This is a genomic window from Mesorhizobium sp. P2_D1, from assembly GCF_056404455.1.
The window spans coordinates 110,361-132,225 of the sequence record NZ_JBFUDZ010000003.1 but is presented as its reverse complement, the minus strand read 5'-3'; the positions used below and the strand labels follow the sequence as shown (position 1 = coordinate 132,225).

At 64.1% G+C, this 21,865-nt stretch carries 20 protein-coding genes; 4 read left to right on the top strand and 16 right to left on the bottom strand.

Annotated features, from left to right (window positions below; genetic code table 11):
• Positions 1–24: 24 nt before the first annotated feature.
• From AC1D0I_RS04800 to AC1D0I_RS04735, 14 genes are all read right to left on the bottom strand, one after another.
• The gene (locus AC1D0I_RS04800; RefSeq protein ID WP_477393410.1) at positions 25–495 is read right to left on the bottom strand and encodes a VOC family protein; all 471 of its coding nucleotides are present in this window, start codon (positions 493–495) and stop codon (positions 25–27) included.
• Positions 496–623: 128 nt separating this feature from the next.
• Positions 624–1,697, bottom strand: coding sequence for a hemolysin family protein (locus AC1D0I_RS04795; RefSeq protein ID WP_095082435.1), 1,074 nt, complete (start codon positions 1,695–1,697; stop codon positions 624–626).
• A gap of 28 nt (positions 1,698–1,725) precedes the next feature.
• The gene (gene ybeY, locus AC1D0I_RS04790) at positions 1,726–2,232 is read right to left on the bottom strand and encodes an rRNA maturation RNase YbeY (protein ID WP_477393408.1); all 507 of its coding nucleotides are present in this window, start codon (positions 2,230–2,232) and stop codon (positions 1,726–1,728) included.
• A 17-nt stretch (positions 2,233–2,249) separates the two neighbouring features.
• Positions 2,250–3,242 (bottom strand): PhoH family protein, encoded by a 993-nt coding sequence (locus AC1D0I_RS04785; protein ID WP_023758127.1) that lies wholly within the window; start codon positions 3,240–3,242, stop codon positions 2,250–2,252.
• An 83-nt stretch (positions 3,243–3,325) separates the two neighbouring features.
• The gene (miaB, locus tag AC1D0I_RS04780; protein ID WP_477393406.1) at positions 3,326–4,735 is read right to left on the bottom strand and encodes a tRNA (N6-isopentenyl adenosine(37)-C2)-methylthiotransferase MiaB; all 1,410 of its coding nucleotides are present in this window, start codon (positions 4,733–4,735) and stop codon (positions 3,326–3,328) included.
• Between the two features lie 86 nt (positions 4,736–4,821).
• Positions 4,822–5,622, bottom strand: coding sequence for a lyso-ornithine lipid O-acyltransferase (olsA, locus tag AC1D0I_RS04775; protein WP_477393405.1), 801 nt, complete (start codon positions 5,620–5,622; stop codon positions 4,822–4,824).
• 74 nt (positions 5,623–5,696) lie between these two features.
• Positions 5,697–6,191 (bottom strand): ribosomal protein S18-alanine N-acetyltransferase, encoded by a 495-nt coding sequence (gene rimI, locus AC1D0I_RS04770; RefSeq protein ID WP_095082444.1) that lies wholly within the window; start codon positions 6,189–6,191, stop codon positions 5,697–5,699.
• Positions 6,191–6,868 (bottom strand): tRNA (adenosine(37)-N6)-threonylcarbamoyltransferase complex dimerization subunit type 1 TsaB, encoded by a 678-nt coding sequence (gene tsaB / locus AC1D0I_RS04765; RefSeq protein WP_477393403.1) that lies wholly within the window; start codon positions 6,866–6,868, stop codon positions 6,191–6,193. Before tsaB ends, rimI begins: the two co-directional genes overlap by 1 nt.
• Positions 6,869–6,977: 109 nt before the next feature.
• Entirely contained in the window at positions 6,978–8,084 is a 1,107-nt protein-coding gene (locus AC1D0I_RS04760; RefSeq protein WP_477393402.1) for a DUF1513 domain-containing protein, read from the bottom strand.
• A 2-nt stretch (positions 8,085–8,086) separates the two neighbouring features.
• Entirely contained in the window at positions 8,087–9,166 is a 1,080-nt protein-coding gene (locus AC1D0I_RS04755; RefSeq protein ID WP_477393400.1) for an imelysin family protein, read from the bottom strand.
• Entirely contained in the window at positions 9,166–10,767 is a 1,602-nt protein-coding gene (locus AC1D0I_RS04750; protein WP_477393398.1) for a di-heme oxidoreductase family protein, read from the bottom strand. Before AC1D0I_RS04750 ends, AC1D0I_RS04755 begins: the two co-directional genes overlap by 1 nt.
• Positions 10,768–10,779: 12 nt before the next feature.
• Entirely contained in the window at positions 10,780–11,265 is a 486-nt protein-coding gene (bfr, locus tag AC1D0I_RS04745; RefSeq protein WP_095082450.1) for a bacterioferritin, read from the bottom strand.
• Positions 11,231–11,542: a (2Fe-2S)-binding protein gene (locus AC1D0I_RS04740; protein ID WP_477305056.1), complete on the bottom strand. Its 312-nt coding sequence runs from the start codon at positions 11,540–11,542 to the stop codon at positions 11,231–11,233. The genes bfr and AC1D0I_RS04740 overlap by 35 nt, the downstream gene beginning before the upstream one ends.
• 113 nt (positions 11,543–11,655) lie before the next feature.
• A complete protein-coding gene (locus AC1D0I_RS04735; protein ID WP_477305275.1) occupies positions 11,656–12,948 on the bottom strand; it encodes an imelysin family protein in 1,293 nt (430 codons plus the stop codon).
• A 439-nt stretch (positions 12,949–13,387) separates the two neighbouring features.
• On the opposite strand from AC1D0I_RS04735, the gene AC1D0I_RS04730 reads away from it, so the two are divergent.
• On the top strand, positions 13,388–14,641 hold the full coding sequence (locus AC1D0I_RS04730) for an NAD(P)/FAD-dependent oxidoreductase (protein ID WP_477305054.1): 1,254 nt from the start codon (positions 13,388–13,390) through the stop codon (positions 14,639–14,641).
• 30 nt (positions 14,642–14,671) lie between these two features.
• Here AC1D0I_RS04730 and AC1D0I_RS04725 read toward each other — a convergent pair whose 3' ends face one another.
• On the bottom strand, positions 14,672–15,949 hold the full coding sequence (locus AC1D0I_RS04725) for a 4-aminobutyrate--2-oxoglutarate transaminase (protein WP_477393396.1): 1,278 nt from the start codon (positions 15,947–15,949) through the stop codon (positions 14,672–14,674).
• A 327-nt stretch (positions 15,950–16,276) separates the two neighbouring features.
• Between AC1D0I_RS04725 and AC1D0I_RS04720 the strand changes: the two genes are divergently transcribed.
• From AC1D0I_RS04720 to AC1D0I_RS04710, 3 genes are read left to right on the top strand one after another with little or no spacing between them, the layout of a single operon-like run.
• Entirely contained in the window at positions 16,277–17,323 is a 1,047-nt protein-coding gene (locus AC1D0I_RS04720; RefSeq protein ID WP_457151578.1) for an efflux RND transporter periplasmic adaptor subunit, read from the top strand.
• Positions 17,320–18,396: an efflux RND transporter periplasmic adaptor subunit gene (locus tag AC1D0I_RS04715; protein WP_477393394.1), complete on the top strand. Its 1,077-nt coding sequence runs from the start codon at positions 17,320–17,322 to the stop codon at positions 18,394–18,396. Before AC1D0I_RS04720 ends, AC1D0I_RS04715 begins: the two co-directional genes overlap by 4 nt.
• Positions 18,396–21,494 (top strand): efflux RND transporter permease subunit, encoded by a 3,099-nt coding sequence (locus AC1D0I_RS04710; RefSeq protein WP_477393392.1) that lies wholly within the window; start codon positions 18,396–18,398, stop codon positions 21,492–21,494. Before AC1D0I_RS04715 ends, AC1D0I_RS04710 begins: the two co-directional genes overlap by 1 nt.
• 12 nt (positions 21,495–21,506) lie before the next feature.
• On the opposite strand, the gene AC1D0I_RS04705 is transcribed toward AC1D0I_RS04710, so the two are convergent.
• A complete protein-coding gene (locus AC1D0I_RS04705; protein WP_477305046.1) occupies positions 21,507–21,845 on the bottom strand; it encodes a hypothetical protein in 339 nt (112 codons plus the stop codon).
• Positions 21,846–21,865 lie beyond the last annotated feature (20 nt).

Sequence of the window (21,865 nt, the reverse complement as noted above, 5' to 3'; positions counted from 1 at the left end):
GGATGGCTGGCTGCGATGCAAGCTCTACCGGTGCCAGCCGTCGATGCGCACGCCGCCCAGCCGTTCGGCCTCTTCACGCGAAACAGCGCGAATGGCCTGCGTGAAGGTCCAGACATGGCCTTCGGGATCCCGTGCCCGATACTGCCGTTCGCCGTAGAACTGATCCGTCGGCTCCTGGATGATCTCGGCGCCTTTTGCCCTGGCGTGCTCACAATGGCCATCCAGGCCGTCCTTCAGTCGCACATAGACTGATTGGGTATTCTTGCCGGAGATGGAAGCGGGGCTGGCGACGTAACCGGTCCATTCGGAATCGACGATGATGTAACCGTCGCCGAACCGCATCTCGGAGTGGACGAGCCTTCCATCGGCGTCGCTGACCACCATGCTGCGCTCGAAGCCGAAGGCCGTTTCCAGCCAGTCCAGCGCGGCGCGAGGGTCCCTGTAGAACACCCCAGACCCCAAGGTGGAATGCTTGAAGGGGTCCTCGATCGTCATCGGCGGGCGCYTAGGTCCTTATTTTGTCGCATGATGTTTATTCGAAAAGTCTGCAACTTTTCGGCATCATCTTTGGTCTTGTCGCATGATGTTTATCCGAAAAAGTCTGCAACTTTTCGGCATCATGCTTAAGCCTGCTCGGTGCGTGCGGCGCGCCGGCGGCGCTCGCCCTTCTGGCTCTGCACGATGCGCACGCGCTTGACGCGGCGCGGATCGGCATCAAGGACGTGGAATTCGAAGCCGGGGATGGCCTGCACCACCTCGCCGCGCGCAGGCACGCGGCCAAGCGTGTTGAAGATCATGCCGCCGATGGTATCGACATACTCACCATGTTCGCCGGCGGCGAAATCCTCGCCGATCATCTTGGCAACGTCGTCGATCTCGGCCTTGCCGTCGACGATGAACACGCCGTCGCCGCTCTGGGTGATCATCGGCTCATCGTCGTCATGCTCGTCCTCGATGTCGCCGACCACCATCTCGACGATGTCTTCCAGCGAGGCAAGGCCATCGGTGCCGCCATATTCATCGATGACCAGCGCCATCTGCGTGCGCGTCGTCTGCATGCGGCCCATCAGGTCGGAGGCAAGCATCGACGGCGGCACGAACAGCACCTGGCGGATCAGGTTGAGGTCGCCAATGGTGCGCGCGAGGTCGACCTGCGTGAGGTCGAGAACCGTGGCGGCAGGGGTTTTCCGTGTCGAGCGGCCCTTCTTGACGCGCGCGATCTTGGTGATGTGGGCCAGCACGTCGCGAATGTGCACCATGCCGCGCGGATCATCGAGCGTCTCGGAATAGACCGGCATGCGCGAATGGCCGGACTGCTCGAAGGTGCCCAGCAGATCGCCGAGCGTCGTCGTGATCTCGACCGCCTCGATATCGGCGCGCGGCACCATGACGTCCTCGACGCGCACTTCGCGCAAGCGCAGGATGTTGTTGAGCATGGCGCGTTCGCCGGGCGAGAAGGCGCCGGCGTCGCTCGCTGTTTCGGCAAGCGCCCCGGCGATTTCCTCACGCAGGCTGGTTCCGTTGCGCTGCCGGAACAGGCCCAGCACGCGGTCGAACAGGGAGGGACCGGCTGGCGATGTTTCGCTGGCAACGCTGCCGGTAACGGTACTCGGACTTGATCCCTCTTCCGACGTATCGGAAGCCTTATTCGCACTGCCGGCGTCGGGGCGGGCGGCAGTCTCTGGTTTGTCGTTCATCGTCGTCCGGTCAATTGGTCAGACGTAGTTACGCGTAGGGATCGGGAATGGCAAGCCTCGCGAGCGCTGCGCGCTCGATGGCCTCCATCGCCTCGGCCTCGGCGTCGGTCTCGTGGTCATAGCCCAAAAGGTGCAGCAGGCCATGGACCACGAGATGAGTGATATGGTTCTCGACAGGCTTGTCTTCCAGTGCCGCTTCACGCGCGACCGTCTCGGCGGCGAGCACGATGTCACCCAGCATCGGCGGCAATGGAGCGCCTTGCACAAGCGGAAAAGCCGGGAAAGACAAGACGTTGGTCGGTTTGTCCTTGCCGCGCCAGCCGGCGTTGAGGGTCCGGATATGGGCGTCGTCGGAAAAAACGAGGCTGAGTTCGGAACGCCCCGCCACGCCGGTCTCGGCAAAAGCAGCCGCGACCGCGCGATCGACCAGCCGTGTCAGGCTTGCCTCATCGGGCCAATTGCCCGCTTCTACTGATATATCAATGTCGACGGGGACCGGACGTGCCCCGTCGCCGGATATGTTGTCCTCAGGCATGAGGCCGCATCGTCACATCAATTCTCGGCGCCGAGGCCGCGCGCCAGTTTGGCATCCCGGTCATACGCCCTGACGATTTCCGCCACCAGCGGATGGCGGACGACGTCGCCGTCGTTGAAGCGTACCGTTACCGCGCCGGCTACGCCATCCAGCACGCGCAAGGCTTCGACCAGGCCCGATTTGGTGTTCGAGGGCAGGTCGATCTGGGTCGGATCGCCGGTGACGATCATGCGCGAGTTCTCGCCGAGACGGGTCAGGAACATCTTCATCTGCATCGGCGTGGTGTTCTGCGCTTCGTCGAGGATGACGGCGGCATGCGCCAGCGTGCGGCCGCGCATGAAGGCGAGCGGCGCGATCTCGATCACCTCCGCGGCAATGGCGCGCTCGACCTTGTCGGCGGGCATCATGTCGTAAAGCGCATCATAGAGAGGGCGCAGATAGGGATCGACCTTCTCCTTCATGTCGCCCGGCAGGAAGCCCAGCCGTTCGCCGGCCTCCACGGCCGGCCGCGACAGGATGATGCGTTCGACCATGCCGCGCTCAAGCAGCATCGCGGCATGCGCCACCGCCAAATAGGTCTTGCCGGTCCCGGCCGGGCCGATGCCGAACACCAGTTCCGACCGCTCCAGCGCGCGCATGTAGGCGTCCTGGTTGAGCGAGCGGGCATAGATCGTCTTCTTGCGGGTGGCGATTTGGGCGGCAGAGACCTTGCCCTTGCGTTCCAGCGTCGGCAAGGTCAGCTGATCGTCGGCGGCAATCGCCATGCGCACGGCGCCGTCGACGTCGGACTGGCCGATATCGACGCCCTTCTGGAGAATGCCGTAGAGATTGTCCAAAGCCCGGCGGGCCTGCTCGGCGGCCGACGCCGAGCCCTTGATCGTCAGCTGGTTGCCGCGCGAGCGGATGTCGACGCCGAGCTTCTGCTCGAGCCTGGCCAGGTTCTCGTCGAACTGACCGTAAAGGGCGCTGGCAAGCTTGTTGTTGTCGAAAGTCAGAACGATGTGCGCCATGTCAGAAGCCCCAGACGCCGGTGCCGGGGGCAGGCTCTTCACTTCTGCAGCGCTCAACCGTCTCTCCTCATCTGCCGAGACCCTCAGGCCAATTCGGCGAACAGGCTGTTGTAGCCCGTCTTCGTGATTCGCACCTGGATAATGTCACCGATTTCGCCGGCCTTTTCATCAACAATAACGGGCTGCAGCCAAGGTGAGCGGCCGACCTTCTGGCCGGCCTGGCGGCCGGGCTTCTCGATCAGCGTGTCGATGGTGYTGCCGACGAGGCTTGCGCCGAAATCCTGCTGCTGCTTCAGAAGTAAGGCCTGCAGCCGCTGCAGGCGCTCATCCTTGACCGTTTCCGGCACATGGTCGGCCATCTCGGCGCCCGGCGTGCCGGGACGCGGCGAGTATTTGAACGAGAAAGCCGAGGCATAGTTCACCTGGCGCACCAGTTCCATGGTCGCCTCGAAATCCGCCTCGGTCTCGCCGGGGAAGCCGACGATGAAGTCGCCGGAAAGCGCGATATCCGGTCGCGCGGCACGAATGCGGTCGAGCAGCGTCAGATAATCCTTCGCGGTGTGCCTGCGGTTCATCGCCTTGAGGATGCGGTTGGACCCGGATTGCACCGGCAGGTGCAGATAGGGCATCAACGCAGGCAGATCACGATGGGCGGCGATGAGTTCGTCATCCATGTCGCGTGGGTGGCTGGTGGTGTAGCGCAGCCGCGCCAGCCCTGGGATTTCCGCCAGCCTGAACAGCAGGCGGCCAAGGCCCCATTCCTCGCCGTTTTCGCCCTGGCCATGCCAGGCATTGACGTTCTGGCCAAGCAGCGTCACCTCGCGCACGCCGGCTTCGGCCAGACGCTGCGCCTCGGCAACGATCTGCGCCACCGGCCGCGACACTTCGGAGCCCCTGGTGTACGGCACGACGCAGAAGGTGCAGAACTTGTCGCAGCCTTCCTGGACGGTGAGGAACGCGGTGACGCCGCGCTTGATGACCTCGGCGCGTTTGGGCTGCGGCAGATGCTCGAACTTGTCCTCGATGGCGTAGTCGGTCTCGACGATCTTTTCGCCGCCGCGCACCCGCGCCAACACGTCGGGCAGCCGGTGATAGGTCTGCGGGCCGATGACCAGATCGACGGCCGGCGAACGGCGGATGATCTCGGCCCCTTCGGCCTGCGCCACGCAGCCGGCGACGCCGACCAGCATCTCGCGGCCTGCCACGGCGCGTTCTGCCTTCATATCGCGGATACGGCCGAGCTCGGAATAGACCTTTTCGGCCGCCTTCTCCCTGATATGACAGGTGTTGAGCAGCACCAGATCGGCCTCGCTGATGGCATCGGTGGCGGTATAGCCGTCGGCGGCCAGCGCATCGGCCATGCGCTGTGAATCATAGACGTTCATCTGGCAGCCATAGGTCTTGATGAAGACCTTCCTGGTGGCTGCCGCCGGCACGGCCATCGCTTCGGCCGCGGCGTCGATGTCGTCACGCTCTATCGTGTTCAAGTCCATCCGGCGGCTTCTAACGCCTTTCGATGACAAAAAACAGACGATTCTCCGCCACAGCCGTCACGCACACTGGCGCACCGGTCAACTGTCTACCGGCTCGGGCGCGGATCGGCGAGTGCCGCCTGCATCATCGCGCGCACCTGGCTTTCCATCAGCTTCGACGTTTCCTTGCGGTTCGAGCCCTTGGAAAAGGCGATCGGTTCGCCGAAATGCACCTCGACGTCGAGTGCCCCCTCCTTCAGCAACACCTTGAGATGCGGCATCAGGTCTTCATCACCGATCCAGGCGGCAAGCGGCCGGTGCCGACGGCCGAGCGGCACGCCGTGCAGGCGCGTGTAGGCGATCGCCACCGGCTGGATGAAGACCTGTTCGGCCGCGCCTTCCGAAATCGCCATCGAGGCGGCGCCGAACAGCGTGCTCTTGAAGGGCAGGACGATGTTGCCGTCGCCGGTCGATCCCTCGGCGAACAGCACCATGGCGTCGCCCTTGGCCATGCGGCTGGCGATCTCGCTGGCCTGGTCGCCGGACGAACGCTTGCGCTCGCGCTCGATGAAAACGGTGCGCTGCAGCTTCGACAGCATGCCGATCAGCGGCCAGCCTTCCATATCGGCTCTGGCGATGAACTTCACATCGACCATGGAACCGAGCACCATGATGTCGGTCCAGGAGACGTGGTTGGACGCGACCAGCAGTGGACGTTTGTCGGACAGCGCACCCTTGACATGGATGCGCATGCCCAACGCCCGGATGATCAGCCTGTGCCAGATCTTGAGGATGAAGGTCTCCGGCCACCAGCCGGTCTTCATCGACAGTATCTGCAACGGCACCAGGACCAGCGAACCGGCGGCGACGAGGCCCAGCGCCAGGAAAATCCTGATTTTTGCGATCATACAGTCCCGGCCCTGCCGTTACAGCGCCGCGCGTCCTTTTTGGAAGCGCTAACCCTTGGATTTGGCGCCTCTGGCTAGCGAAGATCGCGGCGCATGACAAGCGCCCCGGTCGGCCCGTGCTCGGACGACCTGTAGTAATTGGGGCGTTTGCCGACCTCGCGGAAGCCCAGCCGCCGGTAGAGGGCGATCGCCGCGACATTGGTCTCGTCGACCTCGAGGAACAGCGCTTCGGCGCGCTGAGCGTGCAGTTCGCGCAGCACTGCGTCCATCAACTGCCAGCCCAGCCCCTGCCGGCGGTGCGAGCGCGCCACCGCGACGGTCAGGATCTCGCCCTCGCCGGCAGCCAGCCTGGCCAGCACGAAGCCGACCGGCGGCTTGGCGCCCTGCCCGGTCTCGCGCGCGGCATAGCCGAACACGGTATCCTGTTCGAGCAAGGCAGCGAATTCGCCGTCGGTCCAGGGTCGGACAAAATCCTCGCGATGCAGCAGCGAGACCGCCGGGCTGTCGGTGATCCTCAGCGGCTCGAGCGCATAGTCCCGGCGGCGTGGTTGGAGAAAAGGTATGCGCATTAGTTTTGTTGCCTTGATAGTATGAACCCAGCCTGCGGCTTGGCGTCCGCACCACGCAAATAAAGCGGTTTCGGCCTTTCGCCCCCGCCCTTCCCGGCCGCCATGCGAGCGTAGGTGAGAATGTCGGCGGTGGCCGTCTCGGGGCCGATATCGAAGGCGCGCCCTGCTGAGGCAGCGATTTGCGCAGCCGCGGTGCCGCAGAGCACCGAAGCGCTTTCCGTCGCCATGGCCACGGCACTCGCCAGTGTGGTCACAGCCGGACCGTAAGTCAAAACTGACATTTCATCGAAAAGGGCGGCATGGAGTTCCTCACGGCCGGCGTCGAGCGCCGCCAGCACGGCGCGGGCAGGAAATGTCCCGGCTGCCTCGGCGGCCAGCGCCTCGAGCGTCGTCACCCCAATCGCCGGAACCTTCAGCGCCAGCGCGAGGCCGCGCGCGGTCGAGACGCCGACGCGCAGGCCGGTGAAGGAGCCGGGACCGACAGAGACGGCGATGGCGCCGAGACCGGCATAGTCGGTTGCGCCTGCCTTCAACGCTTCAGCGATGGCGGCCATCAGGTGCTCGGCATGGCCCTTGCCGAGATCGAGCACCGAACGGCCAAGCTCCTGCTTCGCCTCGGTGTCATAGACGCAAGCGGCGCAGAGGTTGGCGGCACAGTCGATGGCAAGCAATTTCATGAAACGACCGGTTCGAGAAACAATTCCCTGTGCCCGCCACGGCCCGCCACCGCAAGGGGATAGTGCATAATTTGTTAAGCGGCTTCGTTTCGGCCCGGCAGAAAAGTATCTACGCAGCCTGTTCGATGCGCAGCATATGGTTGTCCCAGACATAGTCCGGTTCGGAGCGTGTCGCACCGCTGCCCCCGATGATTTCGCCGGCGCCTGTGGTCGCCATGAAGCTGGTTCCGTCGGGCGCCACGCCGCAGACCTCGACCAGCGCGCTGTTCGAGACGACCCGGCCGCTCGCCGCGTCGATCACCACGAGCGAATTGCCTTCCGGCGAAGAGACGGCGACGGTACCGGCAACCGGATTGGCGGCGACCGAGCCGATGTAGTTGCGGAAACCGGACAGCACGTCCTGCGGCATGTCGAGCAGCTGCAACTCCTTGCCACGCGCGGCGCGCCCGACCAGCAGGGGTCGATCGGTGCCCGGCCCCCTGTACTGACAGCCGAACCAGACGGTGCCGGACCGGTCGGTGTCCATATGGCGGATCGACAGCTGGTGCAGTGCCGCCGGCAGTTCGTGCTTCTCGATGAGGTCTCCGGTGACGCGGTCGATCAGCACATAGGACGGCTTCATGGTGGCGATGTTGAGCTCGGTGCGGCCATAGTCGGGATGGGTCTCGATGCCGCCATTGGCAACCGCAATCGTCTTGCCGTCGCCCAGGAGCAGAAGCTCGTGCGGACCCATGCCATAGGTCGGGAATTCGCCGATGCGGCTGAATTTCGCCCGCGCATCGTAGATGCCGACCACACCGGCGGCATTGTCGAAATCGTTCTCGGTTGCATAGAGYAAAGCGCCGTCGGGGGAGAACACGCCATGGCCGAAGAAATGCCGGCCGGTGATGCTGGTGATGGTCAGCGGCTTCTCGCGGCCCGAATGATCGAAGACCACGGCGAACGTGCCGGGCTGGCGAGCGAAGACTACGGAGCGCTTCGAGACCGGATCGAAAGTGACGTCGTGGCCGCGATCGGGCAGGTCGATCGCATGCAGGAGCTTGCCGGCCTCGGAGAGCACGGCCGCGCCATAACTGCCGTCGCGCTTGACAAAGGCGGTGGCGAAGACGGCCTCCGCCGCCAGTGTCGTTGCCCAAGCCGACGGCGCCATCGCGGCGGCAAAACCAATGCCTGCGGCCCGGAGGAAATCGCGGCGGTCGATCAGCGGCGTAGGCATGCTCAGTCTCCGTCGAGCGACGAGAACCCAGCGGTGAGGCCGAATTCAGCGGTCAGCCTGGTGCCGATCAGGGTCGACAGGCTGGAGGTAATCAGCGCGAGATGGTCGAGCTTTTCGCGCAGTGCCGGATCGGCAAGTGCCTTGTCGATCGGACCGCCGACCGCCTTGGCGGTGGCGACACCGTTGACCAGCTGGATATGGATCGATTCCGCCATCCAGCGCGCGTCCGGCGGCAGCGCGTCACCGAGCTTCGAGGCCTGGAACAGATCGTCTATTCCCGACAGATTGGCGGCCAGCGAATTGGTGGTGTTCTGCGACCGCCAGTAGATTGCTTGCCTCGGCTTGTCCGCATCCGGCTTGCCGCCGAAAAAGCCCTTCAGGCGCACGTCGCGCAGCATTTCCAGTTCATTGATGAAAACACCGACCAGTTCGGTCACCGCTTCGTTGCCGTCGCGATAAAGCGCATTCTGCGGCCCCGGATTGGCCCAAAGGGCGGCAAAACCGTCAGGCTTGTTCCAGGCGGCGCTGACCTCGCCGGCCATGGTTTCGATGTTGCCGGCAACCGCGGCGCCATAGGCACAGCGATAGGGATCGGCCTTGCCCGTCAACGCCTCGGCGCCATCGCCGTAAAGGACGAATTCCAGCGCGCCCAGCCCCTGCATGGCGACGCTCTTGCCGGCCAGCTGTGCCGGATCGGTTGCTGTCGGGTCCTTGTCGGACAGCGCCGCCTGCACCTGCTTCAGGCCGATGCTCTTGCGGTCCGGCCAAAACAGCATGCGCTCCAGCCGGTTGTTCTCCTTGATCGGCCCGAACCCGATGATCTCGGCTGACGACCAGGCATCGACCGTCGCCGAAAACTGGGCCCGCGCCGCATCGAGGTCTTCTTGCGAGGGCGCGGTGCAGAGCGTGTGCATCGCCTTGGTCAACCGGCCGGCGTGGTCGTGCAGGCTGGCATAGGCCGGGCGGACAAAGCCGTCGACCGCCCGCTGGATGACTTCGGAGGCTTTCACAGTCGCCGACGCCGGGACGATACCCAGCAGGGCCAGCGGCAGAACAAGAACCAGTGCAGAGCGCTTGAGCATTACAGTGACTCCAGGAATTTGAGCAGTGCATCGCGGTCGGCCGCACTGGCGGCGGCAAAGCTGTTGCGCGTCTTCTGCGCCTCGCCGCCATGCCACAGGATCGCCTCGGTCAGGGTGCGCGCGCGGCCGTCATGCAGGAAGAAAGCATTGCCGTTGACCGTTTCGGTGAGACCGATGCCCCATAGTGGCGGAGTGCGCCACTCATTGCCCGTCGCCTCGCCCACGGCCTGGCCGTCGGCCAGATCCGGCCCCATGTCGTGCAGCAGGAAGTCGGAATAAGGCCAGATCAACTGAAAGGCCTGCGCCTGGTTGGGCGTGCCGCGACGGGTGACGAATTTCGGCGTGTGGCAGGCAATGCAGCCTGTCTCGTAGAAGATTTTCTTGCCGGCGAGCACCTGCGGTGTGTCGAAGTCGCGGCGTGCCGGCACTGCCAGGTTCTGCGAATAGAAGGTGACGAGATCCATCACCGGCGCCGGTGCCTCGACCGGGCCGAGGCGCTGCTGCACGCCATTCGGCATGGTCAGGCATTTTTCCTGCGCGGTGGTGCAGTCGCCCCAATGTTTCGGCTCTTCAAGCGTCGAGATGCCGATGTCGCCGGCAAAGGCATCCGCCGCCTGCTGGCGGATCGAGGCGGTCTGCGCCTTCCAGCCAAAACGGCCAAGCGTCAGCTCCCCGCTCTGGCCGTCGCGCACGATGTTGGGCCTGCCGGAAATGCCGTCACCGTTCCGGTCGTCCGGGTCGGCATTGGCAAGGATATCCGCCGGTGCGATCTCCTCGATCAGGCCAAGGCCGATCATCGGCGGCGTCAGGCGCGGCGATAGCGTGGTGCGCGGATCAAGCGGCCCATAGCCGGAATCGATGACCGAATAGCTGGGTTTGCGCAGCGAAATCACCGTGCCGTCCGCCAGCGTCACCGGCCGTTCCTGATAGTCGACATGCATCCTGCCTTCGCCGCGCAGGCCTGGCACGGCCAGCTCCTGTAATTGCGAGCCGTAGACAGGGTCGGGAAGGTTAGGCAGCCGGTGATCGGCAAGCGCTGCCTTCTCTTCCGCGCTGCTCGCCTCGCGGGCCAGCCGCAGGAACATCGAGGTGGTGCCGACGTCGCCTTGCGGTGGACGGCCGCGGCCATCCTTCAGATGGCAATTCTGGCAGGCGCGTTCATTGAACAGCGGACCGAGCCCGTCCGAAGCCTGCGTCGAGGATGGCGACGACACCCAGTTCTTGCGGAACAGGGCGTTGCCGAGCTTGAATGTGCCCTCTTCCTCGAAGGTGATGTTGGCTGAGGATTGGGAGAAGGAATCGCGGCTGACGTCCTTCCTGGACGTGCCGGCGCCACCTTGCATCCGTTCGAACTGCTCGGGCTTGGAAAAATCCGACGTCGGCCTGGTGATGGCTGTGACGCGCGCCTGATCCTTCGGATTGAGGTCGTTGCGCGTGGTGGCGAGGCCGGCGGGCTGAAGGTCGCCGGCAATCGCTGAAGAGGTGAGCGCCACCACGAGGACGACACAGCGCCCACGCGCCGATCCGGCTGGCGTTTTGTGACGAGGCGGCGAGCCATTGGCCCGCCGCAAGCGGCGCACGAATTCTAGCAGGCGCCGCATTCCCGCATGTCCTTAGTCCGCCTCGTCCGCCGATGCGGCGTTGAGCTGGCCGTATTTTTCCTCGCCGATCGAAGCAAGCAGGTCGAGCTGCGTCTCGAGGAAGTCGATGTGACCTTCCTCGTCGGACAGCAATTCCTCAAACAGCTTCATCGACACGTAATCGCCCGCTTCCTCGCAGATCTCACGCGAGCGCTTGTAGGCGGTACGCGCGTCATATTCGCCGGCAAGGTCGGATTCGAGCACTTCCTTGACGTTCTGCCCGATGCGCAACGGCGCCACGGACTGCAGGTTCGGATGGCCTTCGAGGAAGATGATGCGGGCCACGAGCCGGTCGGCATGGTGCATCTCCTCGATCGATTCCGCCCGCTCCTTCTTTGCCAGTTTGGCGTATCCCCAGTCCTCCAGCAGACGGAAATGTACCCAATACTGGTTGACGGCTCCGAGCTCCAGAAAAAGAGCCTCGTTAAGCCGCTCGATGATCTGCGGTTCGCCTTTCATGGATCCTGCTCCCATATTGGACGCGCAGGCCTCTGACGCGGTCCATGTGTGAAACGATGTCGACGCCGCTCGCCTCCGAGCGGGCGTGGTAATTTTCGGTGACCCGAATGATCGTTTCGACCACATTTGGGAAGCAGCCGCAACAGCGGCCGCGCTTCTGCATGGTGTGATAGACCTTCGCCGGCACGATCAATTGCCAGGGATCCTGATCCAGCAGCCCGATGATCGTCTGCTCGATTTCCCTCTCGGTGATGATGTTGCAATGGCATATCAGCATTTGGCGGCTCAGATGGCTGACGGCGCCTCCCGCGCCGTGTGGCTTGATTTCTTACCATGGCCTATTTCGAAGCCGGGTGTCAGGCTTCGGATCAGGCCATGGCCTGTCGGCGGTTACTTGAACACCTTGTCCGGCGCGTCGAGACTGTCGGAACCCTCGAAGGCGATGGCATTGAGCTTCAGGGTGCCGACGGCGCGTTCGATCGACTTGGTCTGGTCGATCAGCGCGTCGATCGCCGCCTGCACGGTGGCGTTGCCTTCGGTGTTTCCCTCGGCGATCTGCTGGTCGTAGGCCTCGCCGGCCAGTGCCCGCGCCTTGATCGCCTCCATCTTGGCAACGGTGACATCGAGCTTGCCCGACAGCTCCTTGTCGATCGCCGGATCGGCCGCCTTCACCATATCGGCCACCGAAGGTCCCGAAACGACGGTTCCGTCGAGCCTGGTATAGCTGGCATGGTAGGCGGCGCGAATGCCGATGGCGTCGTAGAGATGGGAGTTGTAGGTGTTGTCGGAAAAGCAGTCATGCTCCTCCTCGGGATCATGCAGCAGCAGGCCGAGCTTCATGCGTTCGCCGGCCAGTTCACCGTAGGACAGCGAGCCCATGCCGGTGAAGATGATCGAGATGGCGGTGTTCGGCTCGCCGTCGACGAGGTTCTTGCGGGCGGCACCGTCTTCCTTCCAGTCGTTGACCATCTTCTGCAGGTCGGAGACCAGAAGGTCGCTCGCCGACTTCAGATATTGCGCTCGGCGGTCGCAATTGCCGCCGGTGCAGTTTTTGAGGTCATAGTCGGTGTACGGGCGCTCGCCGGCCCCCGGGCCGGTGCCGTGCAGGTCCTGGCCCCAGAGCAGGAACTCGATGGCGTGATAGCCGGTGGCGACATTGGCCTCGATGCCGCCGGCCTGCTGCAGCGTGCCGGAGAGGAATTCCGGCGTCAGGTTCGTGGCATCGACCTTCTTGCCGTTGATCTCGATCTCCTTGTTGGCGATCACATTGGCGGTATAGAGCGAATTTGCGTCCGATTCCGTGCCATAGCTCTTGGCGACATAGTCGATCAGCCCTTCGTCGAGCGGCCAGGAATTCACCTCGCCTTCCCAATCATCGACGATCTTGTTGCCGAACCGGTAGACTTCTGTCTGTTGGTAGGGAACGCGCGCTGCCTTCCAGGCGTCACGGGCGGCGTTGAGGGTTTCCACCGATGGTTGGGCAAGCAGGGCGTCGACCGCCTTGTCGAGCGCCTGCGCGGTGGTCAGCGAATCCTCGTATTTGGCGAGCCCGATATCGGCATAGGTCTTGATGACCGCCTTCGCGTCGGTTTCGGCCTTGGCCGGCAGCACGAACACAGCCGCCGTCAGCAGGGCGGTGGCGCCGATCGCGGCGAGCCTGCTGCCATACCGTGCCGATATCATCGCTCTCATGACTGTCATCTCCTCAGGAATTCACTGAAATATGGGCGCGGCAACAGGCGGCCTGCACAAGTCGGGCAGGGCAACGCCATCCGGCAAAAAAATGGCCACGACAAGACGTGGTCTGCGGAAGAAAGACACCGAAATGCCTCCAATCGAAAGGGTTCAAGGCCCAGACATCAAAGGGATGCGCCATTGCGCGAGCCCCCATAAAGCTTCGACGTTGGTGGAAGTCAATGAAAATCGACAGGAAAAGCCAATTGAAACAATAGTTTAGAATTATTCTAAACTACGACAGTCAACTTTATGCCCGGGTCTTGCCGATGAACGCTGCGATTGACAGCCGCCATTCCGGGTGCGACCCGCAAAAGCTCTCTTGCGGCGGTGCCAGACAATTGCCACTTGGCGGGACATCCTAGAATTGAAGCGGGATTGGAATGCGATGAAGAACGGTGTGGTCATTGTCGGCGCGGGTCATGCGGGGGTTCAAGCGGCCGCAAGTCTGCGCGAGGAGGGTTATGACGGACCGGTGATCCTCGTCAGTGACGAGAATGAATTGCCGTACCACAAGCCGCCGCTGTCGAAGACCTTCATCAAGGACGCCGAGGCCAAGCCACAGCCGCTGCGCGGCGAGGCCTTCTACACCGGCAGCGCCATTGACTACCGGCCCGGCGTCAGGATCGAGCGTATCGACGCTCCCCGTCGTAGCCTGGACGTTGCCGGTGGTGGCGCGCTTGCCTTCGATCACCTGATCCTGGCGACCGGCTCGCGCCCGCGCACCCTGCCGCTGGCCGGCTCAGAGCTTTCCGGCGTGCTGTCGCTGCGCTCGCTGGCTGATGCGCGGCTGATCCGCGAGTTGAGCGCACAGAGCGACGATGTCGTTATCCTCGGCGGCGGCTTCATCGGTCTGGAGATCGCCGCCACGCTGCGGGTGGCCGGCCGTGCAGTGACGGTGGTCGAAGCGGTCGACCGGCTGCTCGGCCGCGCCGTGGCGCCGGTCGTGGCGAGCCATGTCCGCCAAAGGCTGGAAGCGATCGGTGTGCGGATCCTCACCGGCACCTCGATTGCAAGGCTCGAAGGCGAAAACGGCCATGTCTCGGCCGCGATCACCTCAACCGGTGAAAGGCTGCCAGCACGCATGGTCATCGTCGGCATCGGCGCCGTGCCGAATGTCGAGCTGGCGCAGGAAGCCGGCCTCGCTGTCGCCAACGGCATCCGCGTCGATCACCAGATGCGCAGCTCGGCGCCAGAAATCCTCGCCATTGGCGATGCCGCCTCTTACCGGCACTGGTTCACAGGCGGCGACGTGCGGCTGGAATCGGTGCAGAACGCCACCGACCAGGCGCGGCTCGCCGCCCGCACCATTACCGGCCATGCGGACGCCTATTCGGCGGTGCCGTGGTTCTGGTCCGACATCGGCGACATGAAGCTGCAGATGGTCGGCCTGACCGCCGGCGGCGACAGCCATGTCGTGCTGGGCGACCTGCCCGACAACAAGTTCTCGATCTACCACTACGCCGGAGACCGGCTGCTCGGCATCGAATCGGTCAACCGGCCCGGCGACCACATGCTTGGCCGCAAGATGCTCGGCTCCGGCTTCTCGCCGACGCCGCAGACAATTGCGGCGGGCCCCGAAGGCTTGAAAGCGGCGCTGGCCGCTTTCATCGAGGGTGAACCAGCCAGAGCGGCTGGATAATTCCGGCCCTCCAGGCCGACTCGCCGTCGATCAGGCAGCGCAGACTTCGCGGATCGAGCTTTCCAGAATGTCGAGCGCCTCGTTCATGACGCCGTCCTGGATGGTGATCGGCGCCAGGAAGCGGATGACGTTGCCATAGACGCCGCACGTCAGCAGGATCAGTCCCTTGTCGAGTGCCTTCAGCCTGATCGCATTGGCGATCTCGGCCGACGGCAGGCCTTTCTTGACGTCGTTGAACTCGACGGCGTTCATGAAACCGAGGCCTCTGATATCGACGATCTCGGGCACGTCGTCACGGATCGACTGCAGCCGCTGCTTCAACCGTGCACCCAGCGTGTTGGCGCGGTCGCAAAGCTTCTCGTCTTCGATCACGTCGAGCACGGCATGCGCGGCGGCGACACCGATCGGGCTGCCGCCATAGGTGCCGCCGAGCCCGCCGGGGCCGGGCGCATCCATGATCTCGGCACGGCCGGTGACCGCGGCCAGCGGGAAGCCGCCGGCCAGGCTTTTCGCCATGGTGGTGATGTCGGCCACCACCTCATGGTGATCCATGGCAAACATCTTGCCGGTCCGGGCAAAGCCGGTCTGCACTTCGTCGGCAATCAAAAGCATGCCGTGCTGGTCGCAGAGCTTGCGCAGCGCGGTCAGGAACTCACGCGGCGCGTCGTAGAAGCCACCCTCGCCCTGCACCGGCTCGATGATGATGGCGGCGACGCGGGCCGGATCGACATCGGCCTTGAACAACCGGTCGAGTGCGGCCAGCGAATCGGCGATCGACACGCCATGCAGCGGCACCGGGAACGGCGCGTGGTAGACATCGCCCGGCATGGCGCCGAAGCCGACCTTGTAGGGCACGACCTTGCCGGTCAGCGCCATGCCCATGAAGGTGCGGCCGTGGAAGCCCCCGGCGAAGGCGATGACCGCCTGGCGGCCGGTGGCGTTGCGGGCGATCTTGATGGCGTTCTCGACCGCCTCGGCGCCGGTGGTGACGAAGATCGTCTTCTTCTCGAACTTGCCGGGCAGCATGCCGTTCAGCCGTTCGGCCAAGCGCACATAGCTCTCATAGGGCACCACCTGGTGGCAGGTGTGGGTGAAGCGGTCGAGCTGCGCCTTGACCGCCTCGATCACCTTCGGATGGCGATGACCGGTGTTGACGACGGCGATGCCCGACGAGAAGTCGATGTAGCGGCGGCCCTCGACATCCCAGATCTCCGAGTTTTCAGCCCGGTCCGCGTAGATTTGCGTGGTCATGCCGACGCCGCGCGAGATGGACTGGTTCTTGCGTTCGGAAATTGCTGAATTCTTCATGGGATCCCTCATCGGGCCGGCGCCCGTTCTTGTTTGATGTCGCTGACACGTCTTCTGACCTTATTTCACGTTTTCCTCAAGTCGGCACCGTCAACAGGCGATTGGGCCTGCCGCCGGGCGCCGCCTTGACCAGTCGACCGATGCGCGTACGAGAGAGGTTCCCTTTTCATCGGGATCGATTATCTTTGGACGGCCCGCGAGGCTCCGCGGTGGGAGCGTCCTACGCAGGCAGGGGAAGCCATGAGCAGGAACGCGAAATCGTCCGCCTTGCAACCATTGCTCCCAAGCCCTTTGCCGTACCGAAACACCTCAATCCTTGCCTGCGCGATGGCGAGCCTGCTGCTGGCCGGCTGCCAGAAGCAGGAGGCAGCCGAACACAGGCTGCCGGTGATGGTGCGCACCGAGACAGTTGCGATCGCAGACTTTTCGCCAAGGACCTCGCTGACCGGCGTGATCGCGGCGCGCACGCTGAACAATCTGTCGTTCCGGGTGGGTGGCCGCGTCGCCGAGCGGCTGGTCGATGTCGGCCAGCATGTCGATCAAGGTGCTGTGCTCGCCCGCATCGATCCGCAGGAGCAGGAATCCGATTTGCGCTCGGCACAGGCCGATCTTGACGCCGCGCAGGCACAGCTGACCCAGTCCGCCGCCGCCTTCGAGCGGCAGAAGACGCTGCTTGCCCAGGGTTTTACGACCAGGCGCGACTATGACGCCGCCGATCAGGCGCTGAAGGTGGCGCAAGGTAGTGTCGATGCCGCACGGAGCGCACTCACCAACGCCCAGCAGAACCTGTCCTACACCGAGCTCAAGGCGGGTGCCGCCGGCGTCATCACCGCCCGCCAGGTCGAAACCGGACAGGTGGTGCAGGCGGCGCAGACCGTCTTCACCGTCGCCGAGGACGGCGATCGCGACGCGGTGTTCAATGTCCAGGAAACATTGGTTGCCAAAACACCGCCATCGCCGACGGTGACGATCACGCTGTTGTCCGACCCGCAGGTGAAGGCCGTGGGCAAGGTGCGCGAAGTCTCGCCAGCGGTGGATCCGGCTTCGGGCTCGATCCGGGTCAAGGTCGCCATTCCCGACACGCCCGCCGGTATGCCACTGGGCGCGGCTGTCATCGGCTCGGTCAGCGCCAGTCCGACGAAGGCTATCCTGTTGCCCTGGCAGGCGCTGACCTCCACTGCCGGCAAACCGGCTGTCTGGATCGTCGACCCCTCGACCAAGGCGGTTGTGACGGCGCCGGTCGAGGTGCTGGCATTCGAATCGGGCACGGTCGTCATCGCCAGCGGGCTGAACGCAGGCCAAAGTGTCGTTACGGCAGGCGGGCAGTTGCTCAGTCCCGGGCAAACGGTCGAGATATCGGGAGCGGGCCAATGAGAAGGCTGCCGCACCTCATGCTTGGCCTGTTTGCACTTGGCACGCTCGTGTCCTGCTCGAAGTCCGAGGAAAAGCCGCCCGAGATCATCCGGCCGGTGCTGTCGATAGTCATCGAGCCGCGCACCACCCAGACCTTCGGCTTTGCCGGCTCGGTCGAGCCGCAGGTCAGTGCCGACCTCGCCTTCCGCCTGCTTGGCCGGGTTGTGTCGCGCGACGTCAATGTCGGCGACATCGTCAGCAAGGGCACGACGATCGCCGCGCTCGACCCGACCGCACTGGAGCTGGCCGTCCAGGCCGCCAAGGCGGAACTCTCCAATACCGAGGCGCAGTTCGCCAACGCCGCAGGCAGCGAGGAACGCCAGCGCCAGCTGCTTGCCGCCGCCAACACCACGCAGGCGGCCTTCGATGCGGCGGAGCAGGCGAGGAAAGCGGCGGAGGCCGGCGTCGAACGGGCCAAGGCCTCACTTGCCAAATCGCAGGAGCAGCTTGGCTACGCGCGGCTGTTCTCGGATTTCGACGGCGTTGTCACCGCCACCGGCGCCGAGGTCGGCCAGACGGTCTCGCCTGGCCAGACGGTCGTCACGGTGGCGCGCTCGGACCTGCGCGAGGCGGTGGTCGACATTCCCGACCAGTTGATCGGTGACCTCACGGCCGGCACGCCATTCCAGGTCATCCTGCAATCGCAGCCGACGATCCAGACCGAGGCCAAGCTGCGCGAGATCGCGCCGCAGGCCGAAGGCTCGACCCGCACGCGGCGCGTGCGGCTGACGCTCACCGATCCGCCGCGAGCCTTCCGACTCGGCTCGACAGTGACGGCGACCCGCGTAACCAAGGTTACGCCGACGATAGAATTGCCCATGTCAGCACTGTTTGAAGGCGACGGCGTCGACAAGGTCTGGATCGTCGATGCGCAGACATCGAGCGTTAACGCCAAAGAAATCAAGGTCGCCGCAAAGGGCGCCACTACCTTCACCGTCGCCGAAGGGCTGGAAGCCGGTATGCGCGTCGTCACAGCCGGCGTCCACAGCCTGAGCGAAGGCCAGAAGGTCAGAGTGCCAGAGGGCGGCGTCTGATGAAGGGCTTCAATCTCTCCGACTGGGCGCTCAGCCACCGCTCCATGGTCTGGTACTTCATGCTGGTGTTCGTGGTGGCCGGCATCTTCTCCTACCTCAATCTCGGTCGTGAGGAAGATCCCAACTTCACCATCAAGACGATGATCATCCAGGCCAACTGGCCGGGCGCGTCGGTCAAGGAGACCGGGCAGCAGGTGACCGACCGCATAGAGAAGAAGCTCGAGGAGCTCGACAGCCTCGATTTCACCAGATCCGTCACCACCGCCGGCCGGACCGTCATCTTCGTCAACCTGAAGGACACCACCAAGGCGCGCGATGTCGTGCCGAACTGGATTCAGGTCCGCAACATGGTCAACGACATCCGGACGCAGTTTCCGCAAGGCGTGCAGGGGCCGTTCTTCAACGACCGCTTTGGCGATGTCTTCGGAAACATCTACGCCTTCACGTCGGACGGGCTGACGCCGCGCCAGCTGCGCGACTATGTCGAGGACGTCCGCACCAAAATCCTGACCGTGCCGAATGCCGGCAAGGTCGATCTCGTCGGCGCGCAGGACGAGGCGATCTATCTCGAATTCTCGACCCGCCAGATCGCCGCCCTTGGCCTCAACCAGCAAGCGATCATTGCCAGCCTGCAAGCGCAGAACGCGATCACGCCGTCCGGTGTCATCGAGTCCGGACCGGAGCGCATCAGCGTGCGCGTCGGTGGCCAGTTCACGTCCGAAGAGAGTCTGCGTGCCATCAATCTGCGCGTCAACGACCGCTTCTTCCGGCTCAGCGATGTGGCGACGATCACGCGCGGCTATGTCGATCCGCCGACGGCGCTGTTCCGCTTCAATGGCCAGGACGCTATCGCGCTCGCCATCGGCATGAAGCCCAACGCCAATCTGCTGCAGTTCGGCGAGGCGCTGCACACGGAGATGAACAGGGTGCTGGCCGACCTGCCTGTCGGCGTCGGTGTGCATCTGGTCGCGGACCAGCCGGTCATCGTCGAGGAGGCCGTCTCGGGCTTCACGCGCGCGCTGTTCGAGGCGGTCGCCATCGTGCTGGCGGTGTCCTTCATCAGTCTCGGCATGCGCGCCGGCTTCGTCGTGGCGCTGTCGATCCCGCTGGTGCTGGCCATCACCTTCACGGTCATGGCCTATCTCGGCATCTCGCTGCAGCGCATCTCGCTGGGGGCGCTGATCATCGCGCTCGGTCTCCTGGTCGACGACGCGATGATCGCGGTCGAAATGATGGTGGCGCGGCTTGAGGTCGGCGACAATCTGCGCAAAGCGGCGACTTACGTCTACACATCGACTGCCTTCCCAATGCTGACCGGTACGCTGGTGACGGTCGCCGGCTTTATCCCGATCGGCCTCAACAACAGCGCCGCCGGCGAATACACCTTCACCCTGTTCGTCGTTATCGCGGTATCGCTTCTGGTATCATGGATCGTGGCCGTGCTGTTTGCACCTCTACTCGGCGTCACAATTCTTCCGGCGACGATGAAGACGAAGCACCATGACCAGCCGGGCCGCTTCACGTCACTGTTCCGGCGTGTGCTTATCGGCTCTGTGCGGTATCACTGGCTGACCATCATCGCCACGGTGCTGTTGTTTGCCGGCTCGATAGCCGGCTTTGGCCTCGTCCAGCAGCAGTTCTTTCCGCCTTCCGACCGGCCGGAGCTGATCGTCGACTGGAACCTGCCGCAGAACTCGTCGATCACCGAGACCCGGGACCAGATCGAGCGTTTCGAAGGGCGCGCGCTGGCCGGCAACCCCGACATCGACCATTTCAGCTCCTATATCGGCCAGGGCGCGGTGCGCTTCCTGCTCGCCTTCGACGTGCAACCGGCCAATCCGTACTTCGGCCAGACCGTCATTGTCACCAAGAGCATCGAGGCTCGCAACCGGCTGAAGCCGCAACTGGAGAAGCTGCTGCGCGAGGAGTTCGTCGGCACCGATGCCTTCGTCAAGCCGCTCGAACTGGGGCCGCCGGTCGGCCGCCCGGTGCAGTACCGCGTCGGCGGTCCCGACATCCAGACCGTGCGCGGCCTGGCGCAGCAATTCGCCGGCCTCATCTCGACCAATCCGAAGCTTGCCGCGCCAACCTTCGACTGGAACGAGCCGCAGCGTGTGCTGAGGGTCGACGTGCTGCAGGACAAGGCGCGCCAGCTCGGCATCACCTCCTCCGATATCGCCAGCGCACTGAACAGCACGGTCGGCGGCGACACCATCACGCAGGTGCGCGATGCCACCTATCTGATCAACGTCGTGGCGCGCTCACGCGATGCCGAACGCGGCTCGATCAGCACGTTGCAGAACATGCAGTTGCCTACCGGTACCGGCGAGGCGATCCCGCTCGCGGCGGTGGCCAACTTCCGCTACGAGCTGGAGCAGCCGACGGTGTGGCGGCGTAACCGCATTCCGACGATCACCGTGCGCGCCGGATTGGTCGGCGACACGCTGCCGGCGACCGTGGTCAATGAACTGAGGCCAGCCGTCGATGCCTTTATCGCCAAACTGCCGCCGGGCTATTCGATCGAGACCGCGGGCTCGGTCGAGGAGAGCGCTAAGAGCCAGGGACCCATCGCCGCCGTCGTGCCACTGATGCTGTTCGTCATGGCGACCATCCTGATGGTGCAGTTGCAGAGCTTCCAGCGCCTGTTCCTGGTCGTTGCCGTGGCGCCGCTCGGCCTGATCGGCGTGGTGGCCGCACTGGTGCCGAGCGGCGCGCCGCTCGGCTTCGTCGCCATCCTCGGCGTGCTGGCGCTGATCGGCATCCTGATCCGCAACTCGGTCATCCTGATCGTGCAGATCGAGGATCTTGTCACCGAAGGCAAGGACCGCTGGGCGGCGGTGATCGAGGCGACCGAGCACCGCATGCGGCCGATTGCGCTGACGGCAGCGGCCGCGAGCCTCGCGCTGATCCCGATCGCGCGTGAGGTGTTCTGGGGACCGATGGCCTATGCCATGATGGGCGGCATCATCGCCGGCACCGCGATCACGCTGTTGTTCCTGCCGGCGCTCTACGTGGCATGGTTCCGGATCAAGGAGCCGAAAGCCAAGGAAGAACCACCCGTTCCGGAGAGCGGCGAACTGGCGCAAAGTTCGATTTAAGACTCTGCTGCATCACTCGTTGTCGTTGGAGGGTACAGGGAGTGATTTGGCGCGCTGCCACGGCGATGATTTGGAACTGCGCCAAGCATGCCAACCTTTTGGCAAATCGACCAATGCCAGAATGCTTTCATCCTGCTGAACCACCTCTTGCAGGCCGACGAGCATTATCTCGCGTTCATCCCAATCTCGAGTATCGCTGCTGTGAAATTGCCAACTGCCGCCTAGATCGCTGTAGTGGTCGTCGTCGTCATCTTCATGCACAACGTATGCGATCCAGTCGCCACCTTTGAATATGCTCCTGTCCGATAACACCGCGACATTGGGTGGGTCTGCAAACTTCCATTCGTCCATGGAATTTCCCTGAAGACGGT

Bases quoted from the DNA above. Each gene is read 5' to 3' on its own strand.
- AC1D0I_RS04800 (WP_477393410.1), bottom strand. From the start codon at position 495: ATGACGATCGAGGACCCCTTCAAGCATTCCACCTTGGGGTCTGGGGTG.
- AC1D0I_RS04795 (WP_095082435.1), bottom strand. From the start codon at position 1,697: ATGAACGACAAACCAGAGACTGCCGCCCGCCCCGACGCCGGCAGTGCG.
- ybeY (WP_477393408.1), bottom strand. From the start codon at position 2,232: ATGCCTGAGGACAACATATCCGGCGACGGGGCACGTCCGGTCCCCGTC.
- AC1D0I_RS04785 (WP_023758127.1), bottom strand. From the start codon at position 3,242: ATGGCGCACATCGTTCTGACTTTCGACAACAACAAGCTTGCCAGCGCC.
- olsA (WP_477393405.1), bottom strand. From the start codon at position 5,622: ATGATCGCAAAAATCAGGATTTTCCTGGCGCTGGGCCTCGTCGCCGCC.
- rimI (WP_095082444.1), bottom strand. From the start codon at position 6,191: ATGCGCATACCTTTTCTCCAACCACGCCGCCGGGACTATGCGCTCGAG.
- tsaB (WP_477393403.1), bottom strand. From the start codon at position 6,868: ATGAAATTGCTTGCCATCGACTGTGCCGCCAACCTCTGCGCCGCTTGC.
- AC1D0I_RS04755 (WP_477393400.1), bottom strand. From the start codon at position 9,166: ATGCTCAAGCGCTCTGCACTGGTTCTTGTTCTGCCGCTGGCCCTGCTG.
- AC1D0I_RS04750 (WP_477393398.1), bottom strand. From the start codon at position 10,767: ATGCGGCGCCTGCTAGAATTCGTGCGCCGCTTGCGGCGGGCCAATGGC.
- bfr (WP_095082450.1), bottom strand. From the start codon at position 11,265: ATGAAAGGCGAACCGCAGATCATCGAGCGGCTTAACGAGGCTCTTTTT.
- AC1D0I_RS04740 (WP_477305056.1), bottom strand. From the start codon at position 11,542: ATGCTGATATGCCATTGCAACATCATCACCGAGAGGGAAATCGAGCAG.
- AC1D0I_RS04735 (WP_477305275.1), bottom strand. From the start codon at position 12,948: ATGATATCGGCACGGTATGGCAGCAGGCTCGCCGCGATCGGCGCCACC.
- AC1D0I_RS04730 (WP_477305054.1), top strand. From the start codon at position 13,388: ATGAAGAACGGTGTGGTCATTGTCGGCGCGGGTCATGCGGGGGTTCAA.
- AC1D0I_RS04725 (WP_477393396.1), bottom strand. From the start codon at position 15,949: ATGAAGAATTCAGCAATTTCCGAACGCAAGAACCAGTCCATCTCGCGC.
- AC1D0I_RS04720 (WP_457151578.1), top strand. From the start codon at position 16,277: ATGGCGAGCCTGCTGCTGGCCGGCTGCCAGAAGCAGGAGGCAGCCGAA.
- AC1D0I_RS04715 (WP_477393394.1), top strand. From the start codon at position 17,320: ATGAGAAGGCTGCCGCACCTCATGCTTGGCCTGTTTGCACTTGGCACG.
- AC1D0I_RS04710 (WP_477393392.1), top strand. From the start codon at position 18,396: ATGAAGGGCTTCAATCTCTCCGACTGGGCGCTCAGCCACCGCTCCATG.
- AC1D0I_RS04705 (WP_477305046.1), bottom strand. From the start codon at position 21,845: ATGGACGAATGGAAGTTTGCAGACCCACCCAATGTCGCGGTGTTATCG.